The sequence below is a fragment of the Mycobacterium sp. SA01 genome, assembly GCF_041287105.1.
In the GTDB taxonomy this organism is placed as follows: Bacteria; Actinomycetota; Actinomycetes; order Mycobacteriales; family Mycobacteriaceae; genus Mycobacterium.
This window is the reverse complement of sequence record NZ_JBGGNO010000014.1, coordinates 335,672-348,944: the sequence shown is the minus strand read 5'-3', so window position 1 is coordinate 348,944 and position 13,273 is coordinate 335,672. Positions and strand designations below refer to the sequence as shown.

At 68.4% G+C, this 13,273-nt stretch carries 13 protein-coding genes; 8 read left to right on the top strand and 5 right to left on the bottom strand.

The genetic code is table 11. The annotated features are described in order from the left end of the window. Positions 1-35: 35 nt before the first annotated feature. Positions 36-824, bottom strand: a complete 789-nt coding sequence (locus tag AB4879_RS06185) for an SDR family NAD(P)-dependent oxidoreductase (protein WP_370506874.1) — start codon at positions 822-824, stop codon at positions 36-38. Between the two features lie 97 nt (positions 825-921). Between AB4879_RS06185 and AB4879_RS06180 the strand changes: the two genes are divergently transcribed. Then, entirely contained in the window at positions 922-1,503 is a 582-nt protein-coding gene (locus AB4879_RS06180) for a TetR family transcriptional regulator (protein ID WP_370506873.1), read from the top strand. Here AB4879_RS06180 and AB4879_RS06175 read toward each other — a convergent pair. After that, a complete protein-coding gene (locus AB4879_RS06175; RefSeq protein ID WP_370506872.1) occupies positions 1,480-2,349 on the bottom strand; it encodes a DMT family transporter in 870 nt (289 codons plus the stop codon). The genes AB4879_RS06180 and AB4879_RS06175 overlap by 24 nt on opposite strands. A 35-nt stretch (positions 2,350-2,384) precedes the next feature. Between AB4879_RS06175 and AB4879_RS06170 the strand changes: the two genes are divergently transcribed. After that, positions 2,385-3,713, top strand: coding sequence for a replication-associated recombination protein A (locus tag AB4879_RS06170; RefSeq protein ID WP_370506871.1), 1,329 nt, complete (start codon positions 2,385-2,387; stop codon positions 3,711-3,713). Positions 3,714-3,739: 26 nt separating this feature from the next. Here the strand turns inward: AB4879_RS06170 and AB4879_RS06165 are convergent, their stop codons facing one another. Beyond that, positions 3,740-4,393 (bottom strand): hypothetical protein, encoded by a 654-nt coding sequence (locus tag AB4879_RS06165; RefSeq protein WP_370506870.1) that lies wholly within the window; start codon positions 4,391-4,393, stop codon positions 3,740-3,742. Between the two features lie 68 nt (positions 4,394-4,461). Continuing rightward, a complete protein-coding gene (locus AB4879_RS06160) occupies positions 4,462-5,082 on the bottom strand; it encodes an antibiotic biosynthesis monooxygenase (RefSeq protein ID WP_102807907.1) in 621 nt (206 codons plus the stop codon). A gap of 128 nt (positions 5,083-5,210) precedes the next feature. Between AB4879_RS06160 and AB4879_RS06155 the strand changes: the two genes are divergently transcribed. The 6 genes from AB4879_RS06155 (at position 5,211) to AB4879_RS06130 (ending at position 11,358) form a co-directional block, all read left to right on the top strand. Then, a complete protein-coding gene (locus AB4879_RS06155) occupies positions 5,211-5,600 on the top strand; it encodes a secondary thiamine-phosphate synthase enzyme YjbQ (protein ID WP_370506932.1) in 390 nt (129 codons plus the stop codon). 71 nt (positions 5,601-5,671) lie between these two features. Beyond that, positions 5,672-8,359 carry an alanine--tRNA ligase gene (gene alaS / locus AB4879_RS06150; protein WP_370506869.1) on the top strand — a complete coding sequence of 896 codons (2,688 nt, stop codon included), beginning with the start codon at positions 5,672-5,674 and terminating at the stop codon, positions 8,357-8,359. 5 nt (positions 8,360-8,364) lie between these two features. Then, positions 8,365-8,898, top strand: a complete 534-nt coding sequence (gene ruvX, locus AB4879_RS06145) for a Holliday junction resolvase RuvX (protein WP_102807910.1) — start codon at positions 8,365-8,367, stop codon at positions 8,896-8,898. After that, the gene (gene mltG / locus AB4879_RS06140; protein ID WP_102807911.1) at positions 8,891-10,120 is read left to right on the top strand and encodes an endolytic transglycosylase MltG; all 1,230 of its coding nucleotides are present in this window, start codon (positions 8,891-8,893) and stop codon (positions 10,118-10,120) included. Before ruvX ends, mltG begins: the two co-directional genes overlap by 8 nt. Next, positions 10,120-10,920, top strand: a complete 801-nt coding sequence (locus AB4879_RS06135; RefSeq protein ID WP_370506868.1) for a shikimate dehydrogenase — start codon at positions 10,120-10,122, stop codon at positions 10,918-10,920. Before mltG ends, AB4879_RS06135 begins: the two co-directional genes overlap by 1 nt. A 9-nt stretch (positions 10,921-10,929) precedes the next feature. Beyond that, complete coding sequence (locus AB4879_RS06130) at positions 10,930-11,358, top strand: prepilin peptidase (protein ID WP_370506867.1); 429 nt, start codon at positions 10,930-10,932, stop codon at positions 11,356-11,358. Positions 11,359-11,363: 5 nt separating this feature from the next. Here the strand turns inward: AB4879_RS06130 and AB4879_RS06125 are convergent, their stop codons facing one another. Then, positions 11,364-13,229, bottom strand: a complete 1,866-nt coding sequence (locus tag AB4879_RS06125; RefSeq protein ID WP_370506866.1) for a CocE/NonD family hydrolase — start codon at positions 13,227-13,229, stop codon at positions 11,364-11,366. Positions 13,230-13,273 lie beyond the last annotated feature (44 nt).

Sequence of the window (13,273 nt, the reverse complement as noted above, 5' to 3'; positions counted from 1 at the left end):
GGTCACGCTGGGGATCAACGCGGATCTGGGGATAACTACGTCAGGCCCATGAGCTTCTGCATCATCCGGTGCGCTCCCGCGACCACCTTCGTGCGGTCTGGATCATTGCGTCGCGCAACGTCTTCGGCGTTCCCGCCCGCGACGAACACCGGGCCGTTCGGTAACTGCTCCAACCCTTCTCGAGCGACGTCGGCCGGATCGGCCACCCGCATGCCGGGCACGTCGAAATTCAGACCGACCCGCTCCATCGCCGGTGTGCGGGTGACACCCAGCACCAGCTCCAGCACGTCGACGCCGTACTCACGCAACTCCAGCCACAGCCCCTCGGCGAAGATGCGGCCGTAGGCCTTCACCCCGCCATACACCGTGTGACGTACCGAGCCCAGATATCCCGACATCGAGCCGACCAGCAGGATGCCGCCGCGGCGCCGCTCCCGCATCAGCCGGCCGTAGTGCTGCGTCAGTGCCATCATCGTGCCGATGTTCAGGTCGATGACTTTTTGGAAGTCCGCCAGGTCGGCATCCAGAAACTCGGCGCTGCAGGTGTTCGCGCCCGCGTTGTAGATGAACAAGCCGACCTCGAGTCCGTCGGTGGCCGCGGTCAACGCGGAGAGCGCCGCGGGGGAGACGAGATCGGTTGCCACAGTGCGTACTTCGACGCCGAGCTCACGGCACTTGTCGGCCGTCACCTGGAGCGGATCCGGTTTGCGTGCCACCAGAACGAGATTCACGCCCGACTCGGCCAACAAGCGGGCGAATTCGGCGCCCACGCCTTCAGAACCGCCGGCGATCACCGCCCACGGACCGTATTTCGCATAGGACATCTACCGATCGTGACGTGCCGTGTGTGAACCCGTGACGAGGGTCTCGCTGATCGGTACCAGTGCGCGAGCGCGTAGCGGATGCCCGATACTGAGTGGCGTGCCGCGGATCGGAGAGCCCCGGGCGCCGGCCCGCCCGGCGACCGATGACCAGGAGAATCGGCGCGGCGCCATCCTCGCCGCCGCCGCCCGATTGGGTGCGACCAAAGAGATCGACCGCATCGGCGCCCAGGAGATCGCCGCCGACGCCGGAGTGGCGCTGCGCACCCTCTACCGCTACTACCCGTCCAAGCATCACGTGTTCGCCGCGGTGCTGTTCGCCCAGGTGTCCAAGTTCCGGCCGCCGCCTCCCAGTGGCGACCCGGCCGGAGACATTGCCGCGCTGATGGTGGCCGCCTGCCGAAATCTGTTGCGTCACAAGCACCTTGCGCATGCGATGATCACCTCCACGCAGATCGTCCGCGCACAGGAGGACGCTCCCGACGATCCCACGCTGCGTGAGCTCATCCTCGATATCGCCGGCGTCGACAACCCCACCGCCGAACAGCTGCGCCGCTCCCGGCTGGTGCAGCAGGCCGCCTTCGGGATCCTCACCTGGACGGTCGGCGGTGCCCTGCTTCCCGAGGACGCGCTGGCCGACGTCGACGTGGCCTGCCGGCTACTCGTCGGCGACGTTTTCTGACGTCGTGCGGCTTGCCAGCACCGAGCCCGTCAGGATCAGCATCAGCCCGGCGATGTGGAACCACGTCAAAGGTTCACTCAGCAGCAGCACCCCGGCGATCAGCGCCACCGCCGGATTGACGTAGGTGAACAGCAGTGCGCGGGTGGCTCCCACTTCTTTGATCAGCGCGAAGAACACCACGAACGCCAGTGCCGTGCAGATACCGGCCAGCGCCGCGATGGCGGCGTACGCGTGCGGAGTCAACGTGTGGCGGGGCCAGGTCAGCGCCGCCGGCGTCAGATACACCACGGCGGCCAGGCCCAGGCAGGCCGACGTCAGAGCTGGGCCCGGCACGTCAGCCAGATACCGCGCGGCGATCAGCGGCGCGATCGCATAACACGTCGCGGTCAGCAGCACCTCGATCACCGGCCAGGCGCCACCTGACGACAGACCCGGCCCGGCCAGCACCGCCACACCCGCCAGCCCCAGGCCGAGCCCGGCCAGGCGCAGCGGCCCCAGCCGCTCACCGCCGGTCAGCCGGTCCAGCACTGCCGCGATGATCGGGGCGGCGGCGATCAGCAGGCCGGTCAGTGAACTCGTCAGGTGCCGCTCGGCGTCCGACAGCAGCAGCCAGGCCGCGATCATCTCGAAGAACGCGAACGCCGCCACCGCTTTCCAGTGCCTGCGCAACAGCGTGCGAGAGCCGGCGGACACCGCCAGCGGCAACAGCAGCACCGCTCCGACCGCGCACCGGGTGAACACCAGCACCGGCACCGATACCTCGTCGACGGCCACCTTGATCAACAGATAGGGGATGCCCCAGATGACGCTCATCGCGGCGAACAGGGCCCAGCCGCGCGCAGTCACGACGACCAGATTACGAACGTGGTAAGTCTGGGGGCGTGTCCGACAGCCTGTTCGATGTGCCCGGCGACGCCGACGCCCGGGTCGGCTCGGCGGCGCCGACGTCGGCACCGCTGGCGGTCCGGATGCGCCCGGCCAGCCTGGACGAGGTCGTCGGGCAGGAGAACCTGCTGCGCCAGGGCTCGCCGCTGCGCCGCCTGGTCGAAGGCTCCGGCGCCGCATCGGTGATCCTGTATGGGCCGCCCGGCACCGGTAAGACCACGCTCGCGTCGCTGGTGTCGCAGGCCACCGGGCGACGGTTCGAGGCGCTGTCCGCGCTGAGCGCCGGCGTCAAGGAAGTGCGCGCCGTCATCGACAATGCGCGCCGCGCCGCGGCCTACGGCGAGCAGACCGTGCTGTTCATCGACGAGGTACACCGCTTCTCCAAGACCCAGCAGGATGCTCTGCTCGCGGCGGTGGAGAACCGGATCGTGCTGCTGGTGGCGGCAACCACCGAGAACCCGTCGTTCTCGGTGGTCGCGCCGCTGCTGTCGCGCTCGCTGATCCTGCAACTGCAGCCGCTGACCGCAGACAATGTGCGCACCGTGGTGCTGCGCGCCATCGAAGACCCGCGGGGGCTGGGCGGCGCGGTCACCGTCGACGACGACGCCGTCGACCTGGTGGTGCAGCTGTCGGCCGGGGATGCCCGACGGGCGCTGACCGCGCTGGAGGTCGCCGCCGAATCCGGGGAGCACGTCACCGTCGAGGTGATCGAGCAGTCGCTGGACAAGGCGGCGGTGCGCTACGACCGCGACGGCGATCAGCACTACGACGTCATCAGCGCGTTCATCAAGTCGATCCGCGGCTCGGACGTCGACGCCGCGCTGCACTATCTGGCGCGGATGCTGGTGGCAGGGGAGGACCCCCGGTTCCTGGCGCGCCGGCTGATGATCCTGGCCAGCGAGGACATCGGGATGGCCGACCCGACGGCGCTGCTGACCGCGGTCGCCGCCGCACAGACTGTCCAGCTGATCGGCATGCCCGAGGCGCAGCTGACGCTCGCGCACGCGACCGTGCACCTGGCCACCGCGCCGAAATCCAATGCCGTGACCACCGCGCTCGGTGCCGCGATGAACGACATCCGCGGCGGCAAGGCCGGTCTGGTGCCTGCGCATCTGCGGGACGGGCATTACGCGGGGGCGGCCAAGCTCGGCAACGCGGTCGGGTACAGGTATCCGCACGACGACCCCGATGGCGTTGTGCCGCAACAGTATCCGCCGGATGAGGTGGTGGGGGTCGACTACTACAAGCCGACGAACCACGGCGCCGAGCGTGAGATCGGCAGCCGGTTGGACAAACTGCGCGCGATCATCCGGCGCAAGCGCTGAGACGGTGCCGAATCCGCCGCGGTAGGTCAGTGCGGAAGCGACGCCGGTCGCGCCGGCCGCTGCGCCCGCTCCCGGATGCCGCGCAGCATCCCGCGTTCCATCAGGAAATGCACGATGTCGAAAGCTGATTGACCGACCGGAGCACCGCTGCCGCGAACCAGCAGCCGGGTCCCCGCGTTGTGCGGCCGCAGACAGAACGCCCACGACCCGAAGGCCTTCTCACCGCGCTGCACCCGGTCGTAGTCGGCCGCCGACATCAGCACGAGATGCGAGTTGGGCTCGATCTCCGCGACCAGCTGTCGGGCCCGCTCGCCGGAGCGTTGAGCCAGCCACACCGTGTCACCGACGCGGAGCTGCTGCCATTCGGGGTGTACGACGTCCGCGTTGTGAATACGGGTTCCCACCAGACGCTCGAGAACGTCGTAACTGTAGAAACCGCCGCGGTTCTCGCCCATCTGCACCAGCCACGGCCAGACGTCCGCGACGGGCGCGTCGATGGTGATCGCCCGGGTGGTGCGGGCGCTTCCCGGCTCGACCAAGCTGTCCCCGGGCAGCTCGGCGGCGACCTCCGCATCGGTGGCGCCCCACGCGTACATCGCGGGTCGCAGCACCCAGCGGTAGGCCGCGGCGATCCCGGCGGCCGCCATCCACGTGGCGAGTATCGGCCTCTGCTTGCTCATAGCCGACAACGTTGCCCCGTCCGACGGGCCGGGAGCAGGGCCTTAAGTCCCGGGGTTGTCCTCGTGCTCTAGGCCAGCTCCGGGACCCGCAGCCGGGCGATCGCCAGCTCGAACTCGCCGACGTCGAGCTGGTCGGCGCCCAGATCGCGCAGCAGTGCGGTCCGCAGCGACCGAGCCGCGTCGCGGCTGCGTTCCATCGCGTCCTGGCTGTCATACGTGGTCGACACCACGGCGCGCCCGGTGGATCGGTCGCACATCATGCTCGTGCTGCAGAACCCGTCGAGCTGCTCGATCTCCGGGAGCACCGTCGTCTTGTAGAACTCGACGGCCTGGTCGAACTGGTCGGGCCTGGCCTGCAGCCAGGTGGCCCGCACACAGGCACCCGCACCGGAGCGGTGGTCGCGATGCACCGCGGCGATCTCCCATTCATCCACCGCTGGGGTGGCGCCGAGCACCTGGGCCGCCCGGTCGCGAAACAGCCGGACCTCGTCGGCGCTGGAGTGCATGGCCGCGTCGTCATCCCAGGCGGTGGTGACGATGCAGCGGCCAGACTCGCGGTCGGTCAGAAGCGACATGCCGACGCATCCGGTCATGCCTTGAAGAGCCGGCATCACCTCGTCGCGGAAGACCGCGATTCCCGCATCGATGGATTCCGGGCGCGCGGCAAACGTGGTAGAGCGTGCGTGCACTTCTCCACCCCCTTCGACTCGGGGCGGCGCCCCGGCGGCGCCACCGGCACTGTTCACCTTCCTCCCCTCGATATGGGCTGGCAACGGTTTCGACGAGGTCGCCTAGGCTGGAAACCGTGGACACCGACGTGCTTGACATCGACAGCTCGCGGCGCCGGATCGTCGACCTGACGGACGAGGTGCGGTCGTTCTGTCGCGGCCGCGGTGACGGACTGTGCAACGTGTTCGTGCCGCACGCCACCGCCGGCGTCGCCGTCATCGAGACCGGGGCCGGGTCCGATCATGATCTGCTCGACACGTTGGATCGCCTGCTGCCGCGTGACGACCGTTACCGCCACTCGCACGGTTCGCCGGGGCACGGCGCCGATCATGTGCTGCCGGCCATCGTCGCGCCGTCGGTGACCGTTCCGGTGGGCGACGGGACGCCGCTGCTGGGCACCTGGCAGAGCATCGTGCTGGTCGACTTGAACCAGGACAATCCGCGCCGATCGGTCCGGCTGAGCTTCGTCGCGGGCTGAGGAGAAGGCGCCCGGTAATGTGGTGCGGTCGAAGCGTCCGTCGAGCCGCACCCCGAACGCAAGGAAACCCAGTGCAGACACACGAGATCAGGAAGCGATTCCTGGATCACTTCGTGCAAGCGGGCCACACCGAGGTACCGAGTGCCTCGGTGATCCTCGACGACCCGAACCTGTTGTTCGTCAACGCGGGCATGGTGCAGTTCGTGCCGTACTTCCTCGGGCAGCGCACGCCGCCGTATCCGACGGCCACCAGCATCCAGAAGTGCATCCGCACACCTGACATCGACGAGGTGGGCATCACCACCCGGCACAACACCTTCTTCCAGATGGCGGGCAACTTCTCGTTCGGCGACTACTTCAAACGCCGCGCGATCGAGCTGGCGTGGACGTTGCTGACCAAGCCGGTCGAGCAGGGCGGTTACGGGTTCGACCCGGAACGGCTGTGGGCGACGGTGTTCTACGACGACGACGAAGCCGTACAGCTGTGGCAGGAGGTCGCCGGTCTGCCGATCGAGCGGATCCAGCGCCGCGGCATGGCCGACAACTACTGGTCGATGGGCATCCCCGGGCCGTGCGGGCCGTGCTCGGAGATCTACTACGACCGCGGCCCGGCCTACGGCGTCGAAGGCGGCCCGGAAGCCGACGAGAACCGCTACATCGAGATCTGGAATCTCGTGTTCATGCAGAACGAACGCGGCGAGGGCACGTCCAAGGACGACTTCGAGATCCTCGGGCCGCTGCCGCGCAAGAACATCGACACCGGTATGGGTGTCGAGCGCATCGCCTGCCTGCTGCAGGACGTCGACAACGTCTACGAGACGGACCTGCTGCGGCCCGTCATCGACCAGGTGGCACAGTTCGCGCCCCGCGGGTACGGGCAGGGGTCGCACGACGACGACGTCCGCTACCGGGTGATCGCCGACCACAGCCGGACGTCGGCGATCATCATCGCCGACGGGGTCACCCCCGGCAACGAGGGCCGCGGGTACGTGCTGCGCCGGCTGCTGCGCCGCATCATCCGGGCGGCCAAGCTGCTCGGGGTGGAGCAGCCGATCATGGCCGACCTGATGGTGACCGTCCGCGACGCGATGGGCCCGTCCTACCCGGAACTGGTCACCGACTTCGACCGGATCCAGCGCATCGCCGTGGCCGAGGAGACCGCGTTCAACCGGACGCTGGCGTCGGGGTCGAAGCTGTTCGAGGAAGCCGCCGCCGCCACGAAGTCGGCAGGCAAGACCGTGCTCGGCGGCTCCGAGGCGTTCACCCTGCACGACACCTACGGCTTCCCGATCGAGCTCACGCTGGAAATGGCGGCCGAGGCGGACCTGAGCGTCGACGAGCTCGGCTTCCGCGAGCTGATGGCTGAGCAACGCCGCCGCGCCAAGGCCGATGCCGCGGCTCGCAAGCACGCACATGCCGACCTGTCGGCTTTCCGCGAGCTGGTCGACGCCGGGCCGACGGAGTTCACCGGTTTCGACGAATTGACTTCTGAGGCAAGAATTCTCGGGATCTTCGTCGACGGTAAGCGGGTGCCGGTGGTCGCGCACGGCGGTCGCGAGCAGGCTCCCGAGCGCGTCGAGATCGTGCTAGACCGCACCCCCCTGTACGCCGAGTCCGGCGGGCAGATCGCCGATGCCGGTTGGATCAGCGCCGGCGGCGCGGCCAAGGCCGCGGTCACCGATGTGCAGAAGATCGCCAAAACCCTGTGGGTGCACCGGGTCAACGTCGAGTCCGGCGAGTTCGTCGAGGGCGACACGGTCACCGCCGCCGTCGACCCGGAATGGCGCCGCGGCGCCACCCAGGGCCACTCGGGCACGCACATGGTGCACGCCGCATTGCGACAGGTGTTGGGCCCCAACGCAGTTCAGGCCGGCTCGCTGAACCGCCCGGGCTATCTGCGGTTCGACTTCAACTATCAGGGCGCGTTGAGCGACGAGCAGCGCGCTCAGGTCGAGGAAGTCACCAATGAGGCCGTGCAGGCCGACTTCGAGGTGCACACCTTCAACGAGAAGCTGGAGAAGGCCAAGGCGATGGGCGCCATGGCGATGTTCGGCGAGTCCTACCCCGACGAGGTCCGGGTGGTCGAGATCGGCGGGCCGTTCTCGCTGGAACTCTGTGGCGGCACCCACGTGCACAACTCGGCGCAGATCGGTCCGGTCACGATCCTCGGCGAGTCATCGGTGGGCTCCGGTGTGCGCCGCGTCGAGGCCTACGTCGGCCTGGATTCGTTCCGCCACCTCGCCAAGGAACGCGCGCTGATGGCCGGACTGGCGTCGTCGCTCAAGGTGCCCTCCGATGAGGTGCCGGCCCGGGTGGCCACCCTCGTCGAGAAGCTCAAAGCCGCGGAGAAGGAACTCGACCGGGTTCGGCTGGCCACTGCGCGCGCTGCGGCGGCGAACGCCGCCGCCGGTGCCGAGCAGGTGGGTAAGGTCCGTCTCGTGGCGCAGCGGATGTCGGCCGGGATGAACGCCGGTGATCTGCGTTCCCTGGTCGGTGACATCCGCGGCAAGATGGGCTCCGAACCCGGGGTCGTGGTGCTCATCAGCGAGGGTGACGACGGAACGGTGCCGTTCGTCGTGGCCACCAATGCGGCCGCACAGGACGCCGGGCTGCGCGCCAACGAACTCATCAAGCAGATTTCTTCGGCTGTCGACGGGCGGGGCGGCGGCAAGGCTGATCTGGCGCAGGGATCCGGCAAGAACCCGGCCGGAATCGATGCGGCACTGGGGGCGGTTCGCGCAGAGATCGCGCGGAGCTAGCGTCAGTGCTCTCCGCACAGAACCGTGTGCCTGACCGGCCCGGCGCAGACGATCCCGGGCGAGGCCGGCGGCTCGGCATCGACGTGGGCACGGTGCGCATCGGGGTGGCGGTGAGCGACCCCGACGGCATCCTGGCCACTCCGGTCGAAACGGTGCGCCGCGAGCGGACCGGCAAGCACCTTCGCCGGCTGAGCGCATTGGTTGCCGAACACGACATCGTCGAGGTGGTGGTCGGATTGCCGCGCACGCTGGCAGATCGGGCCGGGACGTCGGCGCAGGACGCGGTCGAGGTGGCCGATGCGCTGAGCGAGCGGATCGCGCCGGTGCCGGTCCGGCTGGCCGACGAACGATTGACGACGGTGGTCGCCCAGCGGTCGCTGCGGGAGGCCGGCGTGCGCGCCAAGGCTCAACGCGGCGTCATCGACCAGGCGGCCGCGGTGGGGATCCTGCAGGGCTGGCTCGACCAGCGCCGGAACGCCTCTGGGGGGCACAGCGAAGCGACCCGGGAAACGACGAGCGCCGGGAGCGACGATGTCTGACGGTTATGACGACCGGTCCGGTCCGGTGGCGGTCGGTCGGCCACGGCGCAAGCTGAGCCGCCTCGAGCGTGTCCGCGCCAAACGAAACCGCCACCGGCGCAGGATGATCGGGGCCGGGGCAGCCGCCCTGCTGGTGCTGGTTGTGGTGGCGGCGGTGTACTTGGGCGGCAAGCTCTTCAGCGGGGACAGCGGCTACTCCGGCGAGGGCAAGGACGACGTCGTCATCCAGGTGCACGACGGTGACTCCACCACCCAGATAGGTCAGACGCTGCGCGACAAGAACGTCATCTCCAACGTCAAGGGATTCGTCGACGCGGCCAAGAACAACGCCTCGATCGCCGCGATTCAGCCGGGCTTCTACACGGTGCGAACCGAGATGTCGGCGTCGGCGGCGGTGGATCGCCTGGCGGACCCGAAGAATCGGGTGGGCAAGCTGGTGATCCCCGAGGGCCGGCAACTCGACGACATCGCGGAGGTCGGCTCGGGCAAGGTCACCGACGGCATCTTCACCCTGATCTCGAAGTCCACCTGTATCCCGGTGAACGGTCAGCAGAAGTGTGTTGCCGCCGAGGATCTGCGTCGTGCCGCCGAGCAGGCGCCGGCGGCGGAGTTGAACGTGCCGGAGTGGGCGGCACAGCCGGTGATCGCGCTGGGCAAGAACCACCGCCGGCTGGAGGGGCTGATCGCCCCGGGCACCTGGAACGTCGATCCGTCGGCATCCCCGCAGGAGATTTTGGCCAAGCTGGTCGGACAGAGCGCCGACCACTACGTCGCCGTGGGGCTGCTGGACACCGCGGCCGCGATGCGCCTGTCGCCGTATCAGATCCTGATCGTCGGCTCGCTGGTGCAGCGCGAGGCCAAGCCCAATGATTTCGCGAAGGTCGCCCGGGTGATCTACAACCGGCTGGGTGTGCCGCAGAAGCTGGAATTCGATTCGACGGTGAACTATCCGCTGGACCGCCAGGAAGTCGCCACCACCGACGGCGACCGCGCGCAACTCACGCCGTGGAACACCTACGCGATGGAAGGCCTGCCGGCCACTCCGATCTGCTCGCCCGGCCAGGACGCGCTGGCCGCGGCTGAGCGCCCCGAGCCCGGGGATTGGCTCTACTTCGTCACCGTCGACACCGAGGGCACCACGCTGTTCACCCGGGATTACCAGCAGCACCTGGCGAATATCGATCTGGCGCGACACAACGGCGTGCTCGACTCCGCTCGGTGATGAGCCGGCGCAAGGCGGCGGTTCTCGGTTCGCCGGTCGCGCATTCCAAGTCGCCGCTGTTGCACCTGGCCGCCTACCGCGCGCTGGGCCTGACCGACTGGACCTACGAGCGCATCGAATGCACGGCCGCCGAATTGCCGCGCCTGGTGCGGGGTTTCGGTCCGGAGTGGGTCGGGCTGTCGGTGACGATGCCGGGTAAGTTCGCCGCCCTTGCGGTCGCCGAGGAGCGCACCGAACGCGCCGATCTGGTCGGCTCGGCCAACACCCTGGTGCACATCGGTCGCGGCTGGCGCGCCGACAACACCGACATCGACGGGGTCGCCGGTGCCCTGGGGCACATCAGGCATCTGCGGCGCGCCATCGTGCTGGGCTCGGGCGGCACCGCGCCCGCGGCGGTGGTGGCGCTGGCCGACCTCGGCGTCACCGAGGTCACCGTCGTCGCCCGCGATCGTGACAAGGCGGCCCGGCTGCTGGATCTGGGGCGGGCGGTCGGGGTCACCGCGGAGTTCTGCGACCTGACCGACGGCGGCCTTCCGGCCGTGGTGGCCACTGCTGATGTTCTGGTGAGCACGATCCCGGCCGACGCCGCGGCCGCCTTTGCCGGGGTGTTCGCCGGCGTGCCGGTGTTGCTGGATGCGATCTACGATCCGTGGCCCACCCCGCTGGCCGCCGCCGTGCAGGACAGCGGCGGCGAGGTCATCAGCGGTGTGCAGATGCTGCTGAACCAGGCGTTCAGTCAGGTCGAACAATTCACAGGCCGGCCGGCGCCGCGAGAGCAGATGGCGGCCGCACTGGGCTAACGTGCGCCCATGCGCGCTGTGGTGGTCGGCATGGTGCTGGTGTGGGCGGTGGCGTTGACGGTCTTCGACGTGCGCCAGCGGCGGCTGCCCAACTCCTTGACGCTGCCCGGAGCGGTCATGGTGTTCCTCGGCGCTCTGGCGTGTGAACGTGGATTGCCAGCGCTGACAGGAGCATTGGCGTTGGCCGCGTTCTATCTTGTTGTGCACCTGGTGGTTCCGGATGGGCTGGGCGCCGGTGACGTGAAGCTGGCGCTGGGTGTCGGGGGACTCACGGGCGCTTTCGGATTCGACGTATGGCTGCTGGCGGCGCTGGGCGCCCCGGTGCTGACGGCGGTCCTGGCAGTCGCGGTGGCCGTGCGGAACCGAACCGCGAGCGTGCCGCACGGTCCGTCGATGTGTCTGGCGAGCCTGGCTGCCGCGGCGCTGGTGGTGTTCTGACGCAGTTACGTAGTCGTCGTCACTGGCTTCGCCGCGCCGGACGCCACCGTGGGCAGTGAGATCGACATCGAGTCAATGGTGATGTCGCCATAGGAGTAGAAGTTGAGGTACTCGATGGCAGAGGTGACGAGTTGGACATGCACCGATTGCCCTGGCGCCAAAGTCTGTGCGATCTCGCTCATCGCGAAATTGGTGACGGTGCGCGTCTGCCCGTCGAGCGTGACCGGGATCGGCGTGGAGATGGTGCCGAGGACCTGGTTGGTGGTGTCGTCGACGATTTGGGCGTAGACGTGTCTGGCGTTTCCGGTGCCTGAGTAGGTGAAGCTGATCAAGGGTGCGCCCACGATCTGGGTGTCCTCGGTGACCGGTGCCACCTGGAGGTTGACCGCGTTGAGGGCCGGCCCGGATGCGCCAAGGCCGAGCAGGGCCTGCAGCGGGCCTTTGAGCAGGATGCGGGGGTCGGGCCCGGTACCTCCGAAAAACGGGATGTAGGGCAGCGTCTGCGGTGTGGTGCGTACCGCGGTCAGAGGAGTGTCGTCGGTGCGTATCGGATAGGCGTCGGACGCCCAGAAGTGACCGTTCTGGTCGACGTACTCGAATGTCGGTCCGGTGTCGGCGTTTTCGTCACCTTTGACGTAGTAGTCGAGCCAGCCGAGTGTGCGGGTGATGTTGACCTGACCGGTGTTGTTCGAACTCAAGCAGGCGCCGTGTCCGCCGCAGTACCAGATGACCTTCACCGACTCCGCCGACGTCAGTTCGTGGTAGTTCAACGTGGCTTGGGCCAGCGGGAACAACGTGTCCACGGTGCCCTGGATGAGCAGCGTGGGGGCGGTGATGTTCTTCAGGTTGTCGCGGAAGCCGAAGCTGTTGACCAGGTCGATGTCCTGCTGATGGGCGACGCCGAAAAGCACGCCCATGATCGCCACCGGATAGATCCGCGGGTACGACCGTGACAGGGTCAAGGCCAGCACCGACGGCAGCAGTGTTCCCCAGGTGGTGTTGACCGCGCCGTGCGGGAACAACACGTCCACGAGGTTGTTCCACGCGATCGTCGGGACGATGGCGTCGATACGGGGATCAATTCCGGCCGCCGACAACTGGATTCCGCCGCCATAGGAGGCGCCTACCATGCCGATGCGGGGATCGTTGTCGGTGTCGAGCTGCACCTCGGGCAGCGTCGAGAGGAAACTGATGATGGCGGAGACGTCGCGGCCTTCCAACTGCGGCGAGTCGATGTGCAGGACGCCACCGGAGCGCCATTCGCCGCGTGGGTCCCAGGTGACCACGTTGTAGCCGGCCTTGCGTAAGGCGCCGATACCGATGACGTCGTTGGGAAGTAACTCGTCGGTGGTGAGGTTCAGCGCCGTCGAGCCCGGCAGGCCCAGACCGGGGCCGTCGAGCACCGTCGGTGCGGTCTGGCCGGCTTGGAGGCCGACCGCGGGCATGACGTTGACGTAGATCGACGTCCCATCGAAGGACGTCACCCGGTACGTCGCCGGCTGCGGCGCACCCGGAGGCGCAGTGTGGTCGATCGGAAATCCGACGAAGGTGTGCACGAGGTCACCGACCAACGGGATGGCGTGTAGCGCGCTGACGACAGGAGTCACGATCAACCGGCCCACCACAGGCAGCTGCTGCAAGAACATCAGAGGGGGATGCACTTCGACGACTTTGACGTCGGCTCCGAGGGGGATCGGGAACGGTGGGTCGGCCGGGGCTGCGGCCGAGACCGCCGCTCCCGAGCTAGCCAAAGTTGTTGCGGCCGAGGGTTCGACGTCTCGACCCGCGCTGGCCAGCGACGTCACCAACGACACCAACGCGGCACCGGAGGGATGACCGAGGCCGTCCGCGGACCTCGTGATCGCAGGCACGGCGGCGACGCTATGGGCCCGCAGCGGCGCCGTCGCCGCCCTGG